Raw genomic sequence first — 16,678 nt, forward strand, 5'->3', positions numbered from 1 at the left:
AGTGATTTATTGCGCAATCAAGGTTCTGGTGAGCAATATTAGCAATCATTGGTCGCGCCTGGCGACGTATTCTTTTACCCAGATTCACGGCCCGGACATCTCGTCCATCACGGCTCGCCCAATCAGGCCAGCCGTGGCCGCCGACCCTACAGGGTTGCGCCGGCCTCCGGGTTGCACACCGCCCAGAAGGTGGAGTGAGGTGAGCCGTCGCCAACAGCGCCGAGCCAGGACAGTTACCCCAGAAGGGAGGTCGACGGGCCTCCCTTTTTCTTTGCCCGCGATCCGGCCCGTGCCGCGCTTTTACCCATTCTTTACCCGGCGTTTACCCACCCTTGGCGGAAAACGGCGGAAAGTCGTTCCCGGGATCATTCGAACGTGGCCGGGCGGCCAGGCCCGGGGCGAGGCAGACGATGAACGGTGGATGGTGGCGAATGCTCGGGGTGGGCGCTCTCTCGCTGAGCCTGTGCGTCCAGGCGCAGGCCGACGACGGCCGAGGGGGACGCGGCGGACCCGGCGGCGAGCGCGGTGTTGCCCACGGACAACCGGGACCTGGCCGCGGCGAAGCGTACGGCGGCAGTTGGGGACCGCATCCCGACTGGCGTCCGGGCCGGGTGGTGGAGGCCTTGCCGCGCGGACACCTGCGGGTGCCCTATCGCGGCGGCGAGTATTTCTTCCACGACGGCTACTGGTACCGACCCGACGGCCCGCGCTATGTGCTGGTCGTGCCGCCCCGCGGGGTGCGCGTCCGCAGCCTGCCACCCTATGCGGAGCAGGTCTGGCTGGGCAGCGTGCTGTACTTCCTTGCCGCCGGTACTTACTACCTGTGGCATGCCGACACCCGTGAGTACGAAGTGGTCAGCCCGCCGCCGCGGGCAGCGGGGCCCGGTTATCCGGTCAGCGTGCCGGCCACCGGCTACGACGTGGTGGCCTACCCCGCGCGCGGCCAGGGGCCCGACCAGCAGAGCCGCGACCGCTACGAGTGCCACCGCTGGGCGGTGGGCGAGAGCGGCTTCGACCCGGCGGGGGCGACCTACGCGCCGGCCGCCGAGGTCGCCAACGGCTACCGCCGGGCCATGGCCGCCTGCCTGAGCGGGCGCGGCTACAGCGTCAACTGACGGTTTCCTTGCCGACCACTTCCTGCGGGTCGGCATGGATCAGCACCTCGGCCTTCGGGTATTCGCGCTTGATCGCCAGCACTGCGCGGTCGGTCAGGGCGTGGGCCACCGACAGGCTCAGCTCGCCGGGCAGCTCGAGGTGCAACTGGACGAACCAGTGGTTGCCGGAGATCCGCGTGCGCACGTCGTGCGCGCCGAGCACTCCCGGCACGCTGCAGGCGAGTTCGCGCATGCGCTCGCTGATGTCGGTAGGCAGTTCCCGGTCCATCAGGATCGACACCGACTCGCGAGCGATCTGCAGGGCGCTCCAGAGGATGTACAGGGCGATGCCCAGGCCGAACAGGCCGTCGCTCTGTGGCCAGCCGTAGCGGGCCAGGAGCAGTGCCACGAGGATGCTGGCGTTGAGCAGCAGGTCCGAGCGGTAGTGCAGCGAGTCGGCGCGTATCGCGGTGGAACCGGTGCGGCGGATGACGTGGGTCTGGAAGGCCAGGAGAAGGGCCGTGAGCAGCAGCGACAGCAGCATCACCGCGATGCCCCAGGTGGCCGCGCCGAGGGGCTGCGGGTCGCGCAATTGCTCGACCGCCTGGATAGCCACCAGCACCGCGCTGGCACCGATGAACATGGCCTGGGCCAGGCCGGCCAGGGCCTCGGCCTTGCCGTGGCCGTAGCGGTGGTCGTCGTCGGCCGGGCGTAGCGAATAGTGCACCGCCAGCAGGTTGAGCAGCGAGGCGGCACTGTCCAGCAGGGAGTCGGTGAGGCCGGCGAGCAGGCTCACCGAACCGCTCAGCCACCAGGCAATGGCCTTGCCGATGACCAGGGTGACGGCGACACCGAGCGAGGCCAGGGTGGCCAGGCGCAGCAGGCGGGCGTGCGGGGAATCGGGACTCATGGGGCGCTTCTGTCAGGAGGGACGGCGCCACTGTAAACCAACCGGGCGGCGACCGGGCACTGACGCACGGTCGCCCTCGGAGGGCGGATCAGGCGGCCGGCTTCAGGCCATAGGCCGCCAGTTGCTCGACGCTGCCGCTGTGGCGGATGAGGCGCGGGTCGTCGAGCGGCAGTTCACGGCCGATCTCGCGTTCGAGGATGGCCTTGAGCTTGCGGTTGTCGACCTTGCCGTCCGCGCCGACGGCATCCTTGAGCACTTCCGGGGCGACCGAGTACTTGGCGTCGGGCAGGTAGATGGCGCCGGTGGCGAAGTCGACGCCGAAGGCGATCAGGCCGGGGATGATATAGAACAGCAGGCCGATGGCGTCGAAGGCGACGATGGCCGGATCGATGCGACCGTCGATCTGGCCGCGTCGCTCGGGGTAGAACAGCGTACCGCAGGCCGACAACTGGCTCAGCAGGGCTGCACTGAGAACGGCACAGGAAACGCGGGTGGCAAGGCGCATGTATGACCTCCGGGTGAACATGACGGCGAACTATAGCAATCGACCAGCGTTCGGCAATCTTCTGCCGCGACGATGACGATAAGACCGTCGAAAGCGCCTGCCGGTTCGCCGGTATACTTCGTCGGTCAGTCCGGAGCCAGCATGATTCCCCTACCCATCGACGCCGTTGTTCCCGCCCTGCGCCAGGCCCTTGGCGCACAACACCAGGCCGTCCTGGAAGCCCCGCCGGGTGCCGGCAAGACCACCCGGGTGCCGCTGGCCCTGCTCGACGAGCCCTGGCTCGCCGGCCAACGCATCCTCATGCTCGAACCGCGACGCCTGGCGGCGCGGGCCGCGGCCGAGCGGCTGGCCGCCGAGCTGGGCGAAAAGGTCGGCGAGACCGTCGGCTACCGGATCCGCCTGGAGAGCAGGGTCGGCCCGAAGACCCGCATCGAAGTGGTCACCGAGGGTATCCTTGCCCGTCGCCTGCAAGACGACCCGGCGCTGGACGGTGTCGGCCTGGTGATCTTCGACGAATTCCACGTTTTGCCATTTGCACCGAATTAACCTGCTTTTTTTGTCAAAAAATAGAACATTCTCCTGCCACAACTGACCTCCCTCCAGAACATCTCCCCAGCCTTATTAGTCGCTTGTCGCTCCCTGACCAGCCCAGATGAGATCCACAATCCTAACGCCGGTAGGTGCCAAGGTCTCGAATCTGGTTTACCAGATTAAGTCTTTCACAAAGCCCGAGTTCAACAACGTCGCCTCATACTGACCTGTGTAGACACTCATCAGCGGGCACCACAGCTTCGGCCTTTGGTATGCACCCAAACGGAGTCCTATGTGATGGATCAATTTCGCAGTTCTTAGTCGCAGAAATAACTTTGGTGTCACTATGATGGCGTTGTACCTTGGCCATCCACAAATGCATAAGGATCTGCACATGACGATGATTTCGGGCTATAAGTTGAAGGTGGGTGGTTTCCTTCAGGCTGACATTTTGCTTACCAGCTCAAATAAGAGGATGCGTCCATCGCAGATTCCATCCTTCAAGCCTGATGCCGGAAGCCCTGCATTGCGTGCTCACGCCGTGGCTGGTTTGTGTCAAAAAATTCTCGTGGTGAACGATCACTTCGCTGTAGCTTTCGCCGGGGATGTGCGAACGATTCAGGCGATTGTACGGCTTATCGAGAGGCTAGTAGATGAGCACCCCGTATTGACGGGAAAACGTTTTTCGGATGCAGTACTTGCCGACGATACCATCGATAGTGCAAAGATCAGAATTATCGCTCTAAGTGTTGAGGGGAATGAAATCCACATATCTAATGTTTATGCGGATTGCGGGCATCGCAATGAAAACTTTGAGCTTTGGGTTGGTGGGTCTGGTGCGGGTCATGTAAGGTCGCATTATCAGGATTACCCGCCACATGCGTTTGATGTTCTTGAAGAAGATATTGTGGTGCAGGGTACCTGCATGGCTCTCGATCAATTTGCAAACCATTTAAAGAATGAATTTGAGGGTAAGTATAAGTCGGAGTCGATTGCGAGTCTGTTTGGAGGCGGTTACGAGGTAGTGGCATTTTATGATGGGCGGTTTCAAAAGATTTCTAATATCGTTTATGCCTTTGCGGATGCAGAACTTGATGCTGAGGGAGTGCTGCAAGTCGACTTTCCAAAATGTCTGATTAAGTCCGAATATAAAGGTGAGGACTTAAAAATCAGGAGCGTTGAGTTGCATTTTGATGAGGAGTTCGATGAATATGTCCCTGTTAATGACCGAACCTTCACGATAGCGCCTGTGTCACGCTATGAAGAGACTATGGTTGAAGATGATATCGATGACTTGAGGTTTAGGGGGCATTTCCTTTGCTTCTTGATAAATTACAAGACTGATAAAGGCGCCATGACTATACCTTTTATCAAAAAATACGAAAATGATTTTAATTTTTTGTATAAGGCATTCATGGCCAGCGTGAAACCTGGGTTTGCTCAAATAAACTACTCAGATATATTTCGTGGTGAAGTGAGTGATTACGTGCTGGGGTTCATGGAGCAAGTTGAAGCTAGCTTCAACTCTGAGTAAGTCAAGATTTGGTTTGCCCAGCGTTGGTTTATGCCCCTAAGGCAAGTAGATACAAAAAGCCACCTTGCGGTGGCTTCAAGTGGTAGGGGGGAGCGAATAGGCCTGCGCCACGTTCGGTCTGATTTTATGGGCTTAGCTCAGCTCCCAGTGACCCTCATCTTTCTTTGTTATTCCTGCGCGCTGGTCAGGTTTGTGCCGATGCCGGACGATGTAGAACAGATCCCGGAACACTTTCGTCACGTCGGCTACATAGCTGTGGCCTAAGCCGAACATGTCCCTACCAGCACTGGAGACATCGATAGTCGACAGGTGATCCATGACCAGAGGTGGGTTGGCGCCGCCCGCCCTTGGATTGCTGTGCACAAGCTGAGACGCAGTGATAGCTCGATCGTTGCGGGACGCATAAAGCGTTACTTGCTCGTACAGGTTAAACACCCGCCCAAACTGCTTGAAGCGCTTGGCGTCGACGTCGGGAGCCGCAAGGATGATCTGGCTGATCGGGGTAGCGCCCGGCTTGTTCTCCCAGTTTTCCAGTACAGCGAGAAGAGCCCGATTACCCATGCTGTGGGCGACAATGTGCAACGACGTCAGGCCCAGGTTTTCTGTGACGTTCGTCAGATACTCCTTCAGATGGGCTGCTGACCAATCTACCGTCGCCTCGTCGGCAGGGTAGCCAGTCGTACTGCCAAGCGACGCCCAGGAAAAGCACAGCATTAGACCTGGGAATTTGAGGTCATGGCACAGCTGTGCAGACCGCCACAATGCCGCGTCGAAAGTCACGTTGTACCCGTGGATGAATAGCAAGCCTTCACGGCCAGTGGATGTTTCGCTGATCTTCGCGAGATAGGTCTTGGCGTTGTTGTACCATTCTTCCAGCTCAAAAAGAGCAGACTCGTGGATGACAATATGCTTGTTGGGGTTCCCCTTTGAGGTAGAAGGCCACAACACGGGCCGTTCCAGTTTGCCTTCCTTATGGATGTGAGGGATGGACACCTCTGCGATGCCATAGGACACGACATCATCACTGCGGAACCCGCCAAACCTCACAGTCCTTGGCGATTCCAACAGGCGATCCGTTCCGAAGTAGACGGCGTATTTCGTAAATTTCTGATCGACCGGAGCTCGGCTATAGTGGGTGGGTAACCGTTCGCTGCTGAGCGAGGCTCCAATGCTGTAATCGTCTTGGGCGATTAGTTCTTCGTACTCCACCATATCTTCAGGGACGCTGATCACTAGCTTGACTGCGGCTTTGAAGCTCGGTTGCCGGATCGTCGACAACGTCGACGCGTACCCCTCGCTCAGTAGCCGTTTTGCCTCCACAACGTCTGTCAGTAACTTCAGCTCATCCACTCGTTGGAGGAGCTGCGTAAAGACCATCTTTGCCCTGCTGCCTGAAACTCTGTCGTGCAGGACATCAATGAACATACCCGCCGGCGCCTTTCTCCAGCACAGGAGCAACTGCGATGAACTCAGTATCCGCTTGTGTGAGTTATAGGTGGCGAAGTTGATGTAGAGAATCGCAAGCGCGATCTTGAGGTCGACCGGACTCCGGGCAGGCATATCCATATGTAAGCTCTGTTGAAAAAAGCTTAATCTAGTGCCGCTTTGCCATCATGGCAACCTGGCCTGTCTAGCAGTCATGCTCTGCCGATTGCCCCGAACCACCTGGATCGCCAGTTCGCCTCGGATCGCGCCAATCGGCACTGTGTCTCGGACATGACCTACGTGCAGACGACCCAAGGACGGCTGTATCTGGCCGTCGTGCTCGATCTCTATTCACGCGCTGTCGTCGGCTGGGCGACGCAACATCGTATGCAGCAGGCCCTAGTGCATGCCGCTCTGGAGATGACCGTTGCACGCTGACAGCCGAAAGAACCAGTGCTGCGCACTCGGAACGTGGCAGCCAATACTGGGCGTATGATTACCAGGCCTTGCTTCGGCGATATCGAATTGTGCCCAGCCATTCACGTCCGCGGAATTGCTGGGATAACGCCGCGATGGAGAGCTTCTTCCGTTCGCTGAAGGCTGAGCGGGTGTACCTGACTCGCTACGCCAGCCACCAAGAGGCGAAAACCGACCAGTTCGACTACATCGGCTTTTAATCACCGCCGTCGCCACTCGACGTTGGGCTATCTCAGTCCGATGGAGTTTGAGCAGCGAAATGCGAGCAGTAGCTCTTAACTACCTGTTCCGGGACAGATCAGCCTTGGATCCCTCCTGCGGGGTGAGCAGGGGCGCTCTGAAATTTTGGCGCTTATCCCTCATGCCCCTGGTGCTTGCCGCCTCCGTCTGCGCATATTGGGCAGTGAGCTTACTGAGCCGCTGGAGTAGGAGCTCGTCATTGAAACCGCAGGCGAGGTTGATTCGCTCAACTTCGAACTGACCTGCCCCCAGTTTTAGTACCGCTGCCTAGTTAGTAGGCCCTGGGGTTGATATTAATTTTTCCTGCTTCAGCTGCTGCTGGCGAGTTCGCCAACTTGCAGCAAATTCTGCTGGGGTGAGATTGCCAATCGCGCTGTGCGGTCGGTGTTCGTTGTAATCCCGCCGCCAGGCCGCGATGCGGATTCTCGCTTCGGCCAGCGAACAGAACCAGTGCTCATTGAGGCATTCGTCCCGGAACTTACCGTTGAACGACTCGATGAAGGCATTCTGCGTGGGCTTACCAGGCTGAATCAGCTTCAGCTTGATGTCGCGCTGATAGGCCCATTGATCGAGTGCCTTGCCGGTGAACTCGGGCCCCTGGTCGGTGCGGATCGCTTTCGGGTAGCCGCGAAACCGCGCCATCTCGTCCAGCGCCCGTGTGACGCGAAAGCCGCTGATACCGTGCTCCACCAGGATGCCGACCGACTCCTTGGTGAAGTCATCGACCACCGTCAGGCATTTGATCCACCGCCCGGTGCTCAGTGCATCGAAGACGAAGTCCATCGACCAGACCTGGTTTGGTGCGCTCGGCAAACTCAGACGTTCGCGCTCCACCGCGATGCCATGGCGGCGCCGCCGTTTCACCATCAAGCCAGCAGCGCGGTACAGGCGATAGATCCGCTTGTGGTTGACCTGCACGCCAGCACGCCGCAGCAGGATGTGCAGGCGGCGATAGCCAAAGCGCCGGCGCTCTTGGGCCAGTTCCACCAGTTGGGCTTGCAGCTCGGTGTTTTGCATACTGGCTCGCGGCTGGTAGCGCAACACCGAGCGGGACAGCCCGATCAACTGACAGGCACGACGTTCGGAAATGCCGGTTCGCGCCTGCATCTCCTGCACCGCCTCCCGCCGTGCTGTCGGGCTTACCCTTTTCCCCGGGCGACCACTTTCAGCGACTCGATGTCGAGGTGGGCCTCGGCGAGCAACTTCTTCAATCGGCTATTTTCCAGTTCAAGATCCTTCAACCGTTTGGCGTCCGCCACGGTCATACCGCCAAACTTGGCCCGCCAGGTGTAGAACGAGGCATCACTGAAGCCGTGTCGGCGACACAGTTCCTTCACCGGCACACCGGCCTCCGCCTGCTTGAGGAAGTCGAGAATCTGCTCTTCGGTAAAACGCTTTTTCACTGCCGTCTCCTGCTCGGAAAACGGACTCTACTAAGTTTGACGTGGTACTGAAATCGGGGGCAGGTCACCGATATTGAGTTCTGTGCCAGCCTGGTTATAGAGTCTTAGTGTAAAAGTGGTTTTAAATCCAAAATCATCCCAGTTGTCTGAGAATAAGACAGCCGTATTTCGAAGGCCGCTATTTATGCTGGCTCTATATGAGGCTTTAATAAAGATAAAACTCATGGTCGCGTCCTTTCGTAGGTGTAGGCGTGAGTTTTCGCCTTCAGGTAGATTAGTATGTAACCGAGATTATCTTATTAGCGCTAGCTCTTTCAAAGCTATTGATTGCTGCTTGGTGGGGCGGAGTGATTAGTCAAGGAAAGGTATACTGACTGACTTCGTTAGGAGCCCCCATGATCCAGCTGCCCATCGATGCCGCAATCCCCTCTCTGCGCCAGGCCCTGGCTGACCACGACTCCGTCGTATTACAGGCCCCACCAGGTGCCGGTAAGACCACACGCGTTCCCCTCGCTTTGCTGAACGAGCCATGGTTGGCCGATCAGAGCATCCTAATGCTCCAGCCTCGCCGGGTGGCTGCACGTGCCGCTGCTGAGCGCATGGCCAGTGAGCTGGGCGAGAAGGTGGGTGAGACCGTTGGTTACCGTATTCGCCTGGAGAGTCGGGTCGGCCCGAGTACGCGGATCGAGGTAGTCACTGAAGGGATCCTTGCGCGCCGGCTCCAGGATGACCCTTCGCTGGAGGGTGTCGGTCTCGTCATATTCGATGAGTTCCACCTTCGGAGCTTGGACTCTGATTTGGCCCTTGCGCTATGCCTGAATGGCCGTGAGCTGTTCCGTGATGACCAGCCACTGAAGCTTCTAGTGATGTCGGCGACCTTGGAGGGAGCTCGTCTTTCAAATCTCCTGGGTGATGCTCCGGTCGTGACCAGTGAGGGACGGATGTTCCCCGTCGACACTGTATGGGGTCAGCCCTACCAGACCGGTGAGTACATCGAGCCCAAGGTTGTCCGAGCCTGCCTCGATGCTGTCCATGATCAACAAGGCAGCATTCTGGTCTTCCTGCCCGGCCAGGCCGAAATCCGCCACGTGCATCAGGAGCTCAGCGACAAACTCGCGGGGCGTGATGACCTTCTGTTGTGTGCTCTGCATGGCGAGCTGGATCTGAGTGCCCAGCGCGCGGCTATCGAACCGGCGCCACCGGGCAAGCGCAAGATCGTGCTGGCGACCAACATTGCTGAGACGAGCTTGACCATTGAGGGTGTGCGCGTAGTGATCGACTCCGGTCTGGAGCGGGTGCCACGGTTTGACCCGTCAAGCGGAATGAACCGCCTCGCGACACAACGCATATCCCAGGCCAGTGCCGCTCAGCGTGCCGGCCGCGCAGGGCGCCTGGAGCCGGGCGTATGCTACCGCTTGTGGTCGGAGAGCCAGCATGAGCAGTTGCCTGCCTACGGCACGGCGGAAATCCTCCAGGCCGATCTGGCCGGGCTGGCCCTGCAACTGGCGCGCTGGGGCGTGGCGCCGGAGGAGCTGGCCTGGCTCGACGCGCCGCCCGCGGCGGCCTACGCCCAGGCCCGCGAGCTGCTCGGGCGGCTGGGGGCGCTGTACGCCAGCGGCGCGTTGAGTGCCCATGGCCAGGCGATGGCCGAATTGCCGACCCATCCGCGCATTGCCCACCTGCTGCTGCGCGGCCAGGCCCTCGGCCTTGGCGAACTGGCTTGCGACGTAGCGGCGCTGCTCGGCGAACGTGACATACAGCGTGGCGGCGGCGCCGACCTGCACAGCCGTCTCGCCCTGCTCGCCGGCGAGGCCCGCACTGGCGCCTCGCGCGGCGCGGTACAGCGCGCCCGGCAACTGGCCCGGCAGTTCCGCGGTTACCTGCGCGGCGCCGCCAGCGAGGCGGTCGTCGATCCCGGTCATCCGCGTTGGCTGGGTTGCCTGCTGGCCTTCGCCTATCCCGACCGCATCGCTCGCCAGCGCCGCGCCGGTGGCGGCGACTACCGGCTGGCCAATGGACGCGCTGCGCAGTTCGGCGAACCGGACAGCCTGATGAAGCAGCCCTGGCTGGTGATCGCCGATCTGGGCAGCCGCCAGGGCCAGCGCGAAGAGCGGATCTACCTGGCCGCCGAACTCGATCCGAGGTTGTTCGATACGGTCCTGGCGGAGCAGGTCAGCCAGCGCGACGAGCTGCAGTGGGACGAGCGCGAAGGCGTGCTGCGCGCCGAGCGCCAGCGCCGGGTCGGCGAACTGGTGCTGTCCAGCGAGGCGCTACCCGGCCTCGACGAAGCGGCGCGCAGCCAGGCGCTGCTCGGCCTGGTCCGGCGCAAGGGCCTGGAGTTGTTGCCCTGGACCCCGGAACTGCGCCAGTGGCAGGCGCGCATCGGCTTGCTGCGCCGGCTGGACCTGGAAGACAAGGGCGAGAGCGAGTGGCCGGACGTCAGCGACGCCGCGTTGCTGGAACGGTTGGAGGAATGGTTGCCGGCCTATCTCGGCAAGGTCACCCGCCTGGCTCACTTCGCCAACCTCGACCTGGCTTCGATCCTCGCCGGGCTGTTGCCCTGGCCATTACCGCAGCGTCTCGACGAGTGGGCGCCGAAAACCCTGGAAGTCCCCTCCGGCTCGCGCATCCGCCTGGACTACAGCGAAACCCCGCCGATCCTCGCGGTGCGCCTGCAGGAACTGTTCGGCCTCGGCGACACTCCGCGCATCGCCCAGGGCCGCCTGGCAGTGAAGCTGCACCTGCTGTCACCCGCGCATCGCCCGGTGCAGGTGACCCAGGACCTGGCGAACTTCTGGCGCAGCACCTATGCGGAAGTCAAGAAGGACCTGAAGGGACGCTATCCGAAGCATTATTGGCCGGACGACCCGCTGGTGGCCGAGGCCACTGCCCGGGCCAAGCCACGCAAGTAGTCGACGGCGCTCAGAGCACCCGGGTCAGGTCGTCGTCGAGGAAGTGCCGGAAACTCAGGCGCTGGCCGTCGGCGAAGTCGAAGTGGCTGTCCAGGGTCGGGCCGTTGAGGACGAACTCCAGGGCCAGCAGGCGCACACCGACCAGGCCGCGCTGCCGGCCGAGGTCGTGCAGGCGGTACTCGCCCGGGCCTTCGTCGTTCTCGCAGGGCCGCGGCGCTTCGCCGCTGCGCCAGAACACCGTCTCGCCCTCGAAGTAGAGGCGATACCAGCGTTGCTCGAACTGCAGGTAGACCACGTTCACCGGATCGGCTGGACGGCCTTCCCACCACCATTCCTGGATCAGCAGCGACTGGCAGACCTGTCCGCGCAGGGCGGGCTGTTCGCCGTTGATCGTGCAGCAGGGGATGGCGGTATGCATCGGGCTCCTCCTCCGGGGTCGGTTCACAGCAGGGACAGGTCGGCGCCGTCGCTCCGCAACTGGTCGTAGGCCTGGTCCAGGCGGTCGCGCAGCGCTTCGGCGCCGGGAATGTGGCGCGAGACGATCATCCGCAGCGGCAGGCGGTACAGTTCCTGGCTTGCCAACGCCTGGCGGCTGGCCGCTTCCACCGGCGCCTGGTAGTCGAGCAGGTAGTCGCCGCGCCCGAGTTCGAGCATGCGCAAGGCGGCGTGGTGGGTGCCGGTGCGGTACAGGCGCAGGTGCAGGTTGGGGTCCTGGATGAAGTCGGTGACCGGTTTCCAGTAGCTGTAGCCGCTGATCAGGATCAGCCGGCGTCCGGCCAGGTCCTGGGGAACCCGCGGTGCCGGATGGTGCGCCGGGTAGTACAGGTTCAGGCTGACGTGGCCGAGCACGCGCCGCGCCTGGAGGGTGTCGGCGGCCAGCTCCGGCTTGGCCGCGCCGGCCCACAGCGCCACGCTGCCATCCTGCAGCCCCAGGTACAGGCGCGCGCTGGGCAGGGCGCGGAACGCCGGACGATAGCCGGCCCGCTCCAGCAGCAGGCGGACCAGGCGGGCGCCGGAACCGGCGGCGTGGCCATCCCGGGCGGTATAGATGTAGGGGGGGAATTCGTAGTAGCCGACGTTCAACGACGGCCTTGCGTCCTGCGCATGGAGCTGCGGGGCGGCCAGCAGGGCGAACGCCAGCAGCGCGAGCAGGGGCGTTGTGGTGCGTAGGGGCATGGTGTGCGGCCTTGCCGTTTTTTGTTGTTATGAATGGGGGCGAAGCATGCGGCGCGCCGGGCCGCTTGTCCAGCCCGGCGCGCGCCCGGTCAATGGGGTAGCAGGAAGCGCGCGGCGAGCGGCAGGTGGTTGGAGATCTGCAGCGTATCGCTGCGCCGGACCCGGGCATCGAGACGGGTCAGCGAGGGGCTGTGGAACAGGTAGTCGAGGGTCCGATCCGGCCCCTGGACCCGTGGGTCGTTGGGGAAGTGCGTGTACCAGCGAACCTGGTCGACGCCACTGGCCTCTTCCAGCGACGGCACCATCGGGAAGCGCCCGCTCAGGATGGCCAGTTCGCTGTCTTCCCGGTAGGGCGCGCGCAGCGGCGCCAGCAGGTAGGGAAACTGGCCGGGCGGCAGCAGGTTGAGGTCGCCGCCGAGCAGCCAGGGCGTGCGCCTGGCCTGCAGTTCGTCGAGTAGCGTACGGGTGGTCTCGACCTGGCGCTCGAGGGTGTCGTCGTTCGCCTGCGGGCGGTCGAAGCGGGCGTTGAGCACGGCCAGCTCGCCGCCGCCGTCGATCGGCAGGTGGCTGACCAGGATCGCCGGGCGCGGCCCGAACAGGCGGTCGAACAGCCCGCCATCGCGTGGCGGCAACTGGCGCCGCTCGGCGCTATCGATGCGATAGCGGCTCAGGGTGGCCTGCTTGCGGCCGACGCTGCCGAAGATGTGCGGCGTCGGCACGAAGGCCGACTTCCACTCGTAGGCCTGGGCGCTGCAATGGTAGAGATCGTTGATGCGCTCCTGGATCAGCGCCAGTTGGTCCTGATCGTCGGTGGCGCTGGAGCCATCGTCGATCTCCTGGAGCAGGACCAGGTCCGGCTGCTCGTCGCGGATCACCCGGACCACCTCGTCGAGGGTGAACGCCAGGTCTTCGGCGGTGGGGCGCTGGTCCGGGCCGGTGGCATCCGGCAGGTCGTCCCAGAAGACGTAGCGCTTGCCGGCCAGGTACTGGATGTTCCAGGTCATCACCTTCAGGGCCTGCCCCGGCTTCAGCGCCGGCGCGGCGCCCTGGCAATGCAGGGGCGCGGCTTCGCGATCGGCGGGTTGCCAGCTCAGCAGGTAGCTGGCGAGCAGGGCACCGCCGACCAGCAGGAGCAGGCCGACGAACAGCAGGTTGCGTAGACGGGGCAGTGACATCGCAATCGAGACTATGCTGGAAAGGACCAGAGCATAGAGCTTGCCGCCGCGCATTTCATCCTTGCAGGTCGAATTGACGCAAGGGTTCGCGTTTTTTCGAGCGGGAGGGTACCGCATGCCGCGCAAGGTATTCAGCAGCCAGGCCTACCGCCACAAGGTGGTGCTGGTCAGCGGCGGCTGTTCCGGCATCGGTCGCGCGCTGGCACTGCGTTTCGCCCGGGCCGGTGCGCGACTGGCGATCCTCGACCTCGACCAGGCGGCGCTGGACAGTTTGGTCCAGCACCTGCGCGACCATCTCGGCGGCGAGGCGCTCGGCCTGCGCTGCGACGTCGCCGACGCCGATGCGGTGGAGCGTGCCGTGGCGCTGGCGGTGGAGCGCTTCGGCGGCATCGACGTGCTGGTCAACAACGCCGGCATCACCCACCGCGGTACCTTCGCCGAAACCGGCCTGGGGGTTTTCCGCAAGGTCATGGCGGTGAACTTCTTCGGCGCCGTGCATTGCACCCGCGCGGCGCTGCCGAGCCTGCTCGAACGGCGCGGACAGATCGTCGTGCTCGGTTCGCTGACCGGTTTCGCCCCGTTGCTCTACCGCAGCGCCTACAACGCCAGCAAGCATGCCTTGCACGGTCTGTTCGACACCCTGCGGATGGAGCTGGAAGGCACCGGCGTCAGCGTGACCCTGGCCTGCCCGGGATTCACCGCCACCGACCTGCGCAAGAACGCGCTGGTCGGCGATGGCTCGGTGACTCGCCAGCCGGTGCAAGTGCTGGGCAGCCAGGTGGCATCGCCGGTGGAGGTCGCCGAGGCGATCTTCCAGGGCGCCGCGCGGCGCCGGCGCCTGCTGGTGCTGTCCAACGTCAACTGGCGGGCGCGGCTGCTGGCGCGCTTCTTTCCGCGTCTCTTCGAAAAGCTGCTGGTGCCGCGCCTGTCGGGACTCAAGCCGCAACCCTGACGGTGCTCAGTGGGCGTGGTCGTGGGCGTCGAAGCCCTGGCTCATGTCCCAGTAGGAGGCCTCGACCTTGTGCCCGTCGAGGTCGCGGATGAAACACCCGTAGTAGGGCTCGCCGTACAGCGGACGCGGGCCCGGCGCGCCCTCGTCGCGTGCGCCGGCGGCCAGGGCCGCGGCGTGGAAGGCGTCGACCTGGGCCTTGCTGTCGGCGAAGAAGCCGACGTGGCTGCCGTTGCCGACGCTGGCGGGACGGCCGTCGATCGGCGCCTGCACCCAGAACTCCGGATAGAGCTTGCCGTAGGCTACGGCGCCGGGGTATTCGAGGATCACCTTGCAGCCGAGGGCGGCCATCACCGCGTCGTAGAAGGCTCGGGCACGGGGAAAGTCGTTGGTGCCGATGGACAGGTGGGAAATGCAGCTGGGGTTGGCCGATTCGTCGCTCATGGTCCGTTCCTCGAGGCAGGGCTCGTCAAGCATAGGCCAGCGCGGCGAATCGGCGCGCGGCGCCGTTCACATCCCGTTGCGTGGCGCCGGACCGAGGCTGTAGATGCGGAAGGCGACGATGGTCAACAGCAGCTGGAAGAACCCGCTGAGCGTATGCAGGGCGACCCGCAGCACGACGGCGTCGCCGGCCGAATCGGCGAGCCAGGCTTCCAGGCTCCAGACCGGCAGCAGGATCACCAGCGAACAGGCGAGGATCAGGAAGAATCGCCCACGGGTGAACTCGAAGCTTTCCCGCAGCGCCTGCAGCGGACTACGGCCGCGCAGCACCAGGCAGAATTCGGCGAAGGACAGCTTCACCATGACGAAGATGCCCGGCAGGATCAGCAGCGACAGGCCGAGCACGATCAGCAGCGAAGTCAGCGCCGCGAGTAGCGCGAAGGCTGGCCACAGGCGCAGCGCGGCGCTCCACAGCTGGCCGACGCGAGGCCGCTCGTCGCGCCCGCGCGCGTCCATGAACAGGATCAGGGCTGCGGTGTAGAGCGGGTAGAAGAGCAGTCCGGCGACCAGGCTCCAGGCGCCCATCTGCTGGGGGCCGACGGCTTCGTCGATCTGCTGCTGGAGCAGGCTTTCGAGGAATATCCAGGGCAGGCAGAGCGGCACCAGGGTGGTCAGGTGGCGGGTGAAGAAGAACCAGGCGTCACGCAGCGGCAGCAGAGGATTCATCGCGGGTCGGCAGATCGGATACGAGCCCGCGACTCTAACCCAGCCGGCCGCCGAGGCCAACGCCTGGCGGCCGCCGTTGCCGTTCAGGCCGCTTCGCGAGCCTGGGCCTGCTCCAGTTCGCGGACCAGCGGCAACACGTGCTTGCCGAAATACTCCACTTCTTCGTGGAAGTGCAGGAAGGCCGACAGCACCAGGTCGACCCCGGCCGCCTTCAGCGCGACGATGCGCTCGGCGATCTGCCGTGGCGTGCCGATCAGGTTGGTCTTGAAGCCGTCGTTGTATTGCACCAGGTCTTCGAAGGTGGATTTGGCCCAGTTGCCATCGCCCTCCGGCGAGGCCTTGCCGGCCTGTTTCACCGCGTCGCCGAAGGCGTTCACCGCCTCGTAGTCGGCCTTGGCGATGATCTCGTCGAGCACCGCCCGCGCTTCCTCCTCGGTGTCGCGGGCAATGATGAAGGCGTTCACTCCGACCTTGACCGAATGGCCGTTGGCCGCCGCCTTGGCGCGGATGTCCTCGACCTGGGCGCGGATGCCGTCGATGCTGTTGCCGTTGGTGAAGTACCAGTCGGACACGCGCGAGGCCATGTCCCGCGCCGCCCGCGAGCTGCCGCCCTGGAAGATTTCCGGGTGCGGCTGCTGGATCGGCTTGGGTTTCAGGGTGTAGTCGTGGAAACGATAGAAATCGCCCTTGAAGGTGAAGTTTTCCTCGGTCCAGATGCCTTTCAGCACGCGGATGAACTCCTCGGAGCGCCGATAGCGTTCGTCGTGCTCCAGCCAGGGTTCGCCGATGCCGGTGAACTCTCCCTTGAACCAGCCGCTGACGATGTTCACCGCGACCCGGCCATTGGTCAGTTGGTCGATCGTCGCCAGTTGCTTGGCCACCACCGCCGGATGCCAGGGGCCAGGCAGGATCGCCGCGATCACCTTGAGCTTCTCGGTGGCCGCCAGCAGGGCGTGGCTGATGGCCACCGACTCGTGCTGGTACTCGGCGCCGTAGCCGGCGGTGAAGCGGATCTGCGAGAGGGCGTAGTCGAAGCCGTTGCGTTCCGCCAACTGGGCCAGCTTGCGGTTGTAGTCGATGTCCCAGCTGGTGCGTTGCTCGATCTTGCTCACCACCAGGCCGCCGCTGACGTTGGGGACCCAGTAGGCGAAGCGGATCGGCTGTTGCTCTTGGCTCATCG

16 protein-coding genes and 1 pseudogene are annotated in these 16,678 nt (G+C 63.2%); 7 read left to right on the forward strand and 10 right to left on the reverse strand.

All coding sequences use genetic code 11. The features are described 5' to 3' along the window. Window positions 1–431: 431 nt before the first annotated feature. Window positions 432–1,115, forward strand: coding sequence for a DUF6515 family protein (locus AC1RB9_RS04975; protein ID WP_003453952.1), 684 nt, complete (start codon window positions 432–434; stop codon window positions 1,113–1,115). Here the strand turns inward: AC1RB9_RS04975 and fieF are convergent. Both fieF and AC1RB9_RS04985 read right to left on the reverse strand, forming a co-directional pair. Beyond that, window positions 1,108–2,004 (reverse strand): CDF family cation-efflux transporter FieF, encoded by an 897-nt coding sequence (gene fieF, locus AC1RB9_RS04980; RefSeq protein WP_003093118.1) that lies wholly within the window; start codon window positions 2,002–2,004, stop codon window positions 1,108–1,110. The genes AC1RB9_RS04975 and fieF overlap by 8 nt on opposite strands. Window positions 2,005–2,092: 88 nt before the next feature. Beyond that, the gene (locus AC1RB9_RS04985; protein WP_003093116.1) at window positions 2,093–2,509 is read right to left on the reverse strand and encodes a hypothetical protein; all 417 of its coding nucleotides are present in this window, start codon (window positions 2,507–2,509) and stop codon (window positions 2,093–2,095) included. 141 nt (window positions 2,510–2,650) lie between these two features. Between AC1RB9_RS04985 and AC1RB9_RS04990 the strand changes: the two are divergent. Continuing rightward, window positions 2,651–3,031: pseudogene (locus tag AC1RB9_RS04990) on the forward strand (DEAD/DEAH box helicase); the annotation flags it as partial. Between the two features lie 403 nt (window positions 3,032–3,434). Next, on the forward strand, window positions 3,435–4,574 hold the full coding sequence (locus tag AC1RB9_RS04995; RefSeq protein WP_017001313.1) for an Ntn hydrolase family protein: 1,140 nt from the start codon (window positions 3,435–3,437) through the stop codon (window positions 4,572–4,574). A gap of 132 nt (window positions 4,575–4,706) precedes the next feature. On the opposite strand, the gene AC1RB9_RS05000 is transcribed toward AC1RB9_RS04995, so the two are convergent. Continuing rightward, a complete protein-coding gene (locus AC1RB9_RS05000; protein WP_003453945.1) occupies window positions 4,707–6,140 on the reverse strand; it encodes an alpha/beta hydrolase in 1,434 nt (477 codons plus the stop codon). Window positions 6,141–6,179: 39 nt separating this feature from the next. Here AC1RB9_RS05000 and AC1RB9_RS05005 point away from each other — a divergent pair, with 39 nt between their 5' ends. Next, window positions 6,180–6,437, forward strand: a complete 258-nt coding sequence (locus tag AC1RB9_RS05005) for a DDE-type integrase/transposase/recombinase (protein ID WP_223699428.1) — start codon at window positions 6,180–6,182, stop codon at window positions 6,435–6,437. Between the two features lie 134 nt (window positions 6,438–6,571). Then, window positions 6,572–6,676, forward strand: a complete 105-nt coding sequence (locus AC1RB9_RS05010) for an IS3 family transposase (protein ID WP_003453944.1) — start codon at window positions 6,572–6,574, stop codon at window positions 6,674–6,676. 307 nt (window positions 6,677–6,983) lie between these two features. Here the strand turns inward: AC1RB9_RS05010 and AC1RB9_RS05015 are convergent. Further along, window positions 6,984–8,119, reverse strand: a protein-coding gene (locus AC1RB9_RS05015) for an IS3-like element ISPa32 family transposase (RefSeq protein ID WP_086005504.1) whose coding sequence is annotated in 2 segments (ribosomal slippage) — window positions 6,984–7,870 and window positions 7,870–8,119 — 1,137 coding nt in all. Because the reading frame shifts where the segments join, the coding sequence is not laid out codon by codon here. Between the two features lie 395 nt (window positions 8,120–8,514). On the opposite strand from AC1RB9_RS05015, the gene hrpB reads away from it, so the two are divergent. Further along, on the forward strand, window positions 8,515–11,031 hold the full coding sequence (gene hrpB, locus AC1RB9_RS05020) for an ATP-dependent helicase HrpB (RefSeq protein ID WP_003453942.1): 2,517 nt from the start codon (window positions 8,515–8,517) through the stop codon (window positions 11,029–11,031). A gap of 10 nt (window positions 11,032–11,041) precedes the next feature. Here the strand turns inward: hrpB and AC1RB9_RS05025 are convergent, their stop codons facing one another. The 3 genes from AC1RB9_RS05025 to AC1RB9_RS05035 all read right to left on the reverse strand — a co-directional run bounded on the left by AC1RB9_RS05025 (window position 11,042) and on the right by AC1RB9_RS05035 (window position 13,436). After that, on the reverse strand, window positions 11,042–11,449 hold the full coding sequence (locus tag AC1RB9_RS05025; RefSeq protein WP_003093113.1) for a hypothetical protein: 408 nt from the start codon (window positions 11,447–11,449) through the stop codon (window positions 11,042–11,044). A 23-nt stretch (window positions 11,450–11,472) separates the two neighbouring features. Further along, on the reverse strand, window positions 11,473–12,207 hold the full coding sequence (locus AC1RB9_RS05030; RefSeq protein ID WP_003159347.1) for a substrate-binding periplasmic protein: 735 nt from the start codon (window positions 12,205–12,207) through the stop codon (window positions 11,473–11,475). Between the two features lie 89 nt (window positions 12,208–12,296). Further along, window positions 12,297–13,436: an endonuclease/exonuclease/phosphatase family protein gene (locus AC1RB9_RS05035; protein WP_003453941.1), complete on the reverse strand. Its 1,140-nt coding sequence runs from the start codon at window positions 13,434–13,436 to the stop codon at window positions 12,297–12,299. 61 nt (window positions 13,437–13,497) lie between these two features. Here AC1RB9_RS05035 and AC1RB9_RS05040 point away from each other — a divergent pair, with 61 nt between their 5' ends. Beyond that, the gene (locus AC1RB9_RS05040) at window positions 13,498–14,334 is read left to right on the forward strand and encodes an SDR family oxidoreductase (RefSeq protein ID WP_003106828.1); all 837 of its coding nucleotides are present in this window, start codon (window positions 13,498–13,500) and stop codon (window positions 14,332–14,334) included. Window positions 14,335–14,340: 6 nt separating this feature from the next. Here AC1RB9_RS05040 and AC1RB9_RS05045 read toward each other — a convergent pair whose 3' ends face one another. The 3 genes from AC1RB9_RS05045 to sfnG form a co-directional block, all read right to left on the reverse strand. Next, window positions 14,341–14,775, reverse strand: coding sequence for a VOC family protein (locus tag AC1RB9_RS05045; RefSeq protein WP_003106829.1), 435 nt, complete (start codon window positions 14,773–14,775; stop codon window positions 14,341–14,343). A 66-nt stretch (window positions 14,776–14,841) separates the two neighbouring features. Beyond that, a complete protein-coding gene (locus AC1RB9_RS05050; RefSeq protein WP_003106831.1) occupies window positions 14,842–15,498 on the reverse strand; it encodes a DUF7847 domain-containing protein in 657 nt (218 codons plus the stop codon). Between the two features lie 83 nt (window positions 15,499–15,581). Further along, window positions 15,582–16,676, reverse strand: coding sequence for a dimethylsulfone monooxygenase SfnG (sfnG, locus tag AC1RB9_RS05055; protein ID WP_003093107.1), 1,095 nt, complete (start codon window positions 16,674–16,676; stop codon window positions 15,582–15,584). Window positions 16,677–16,678 lie beyond the last annotated feature (2 nt).

The sequence above is a fragment of the Pseudomonas sp. 20-5 genome, assembly GCF_056782835.1.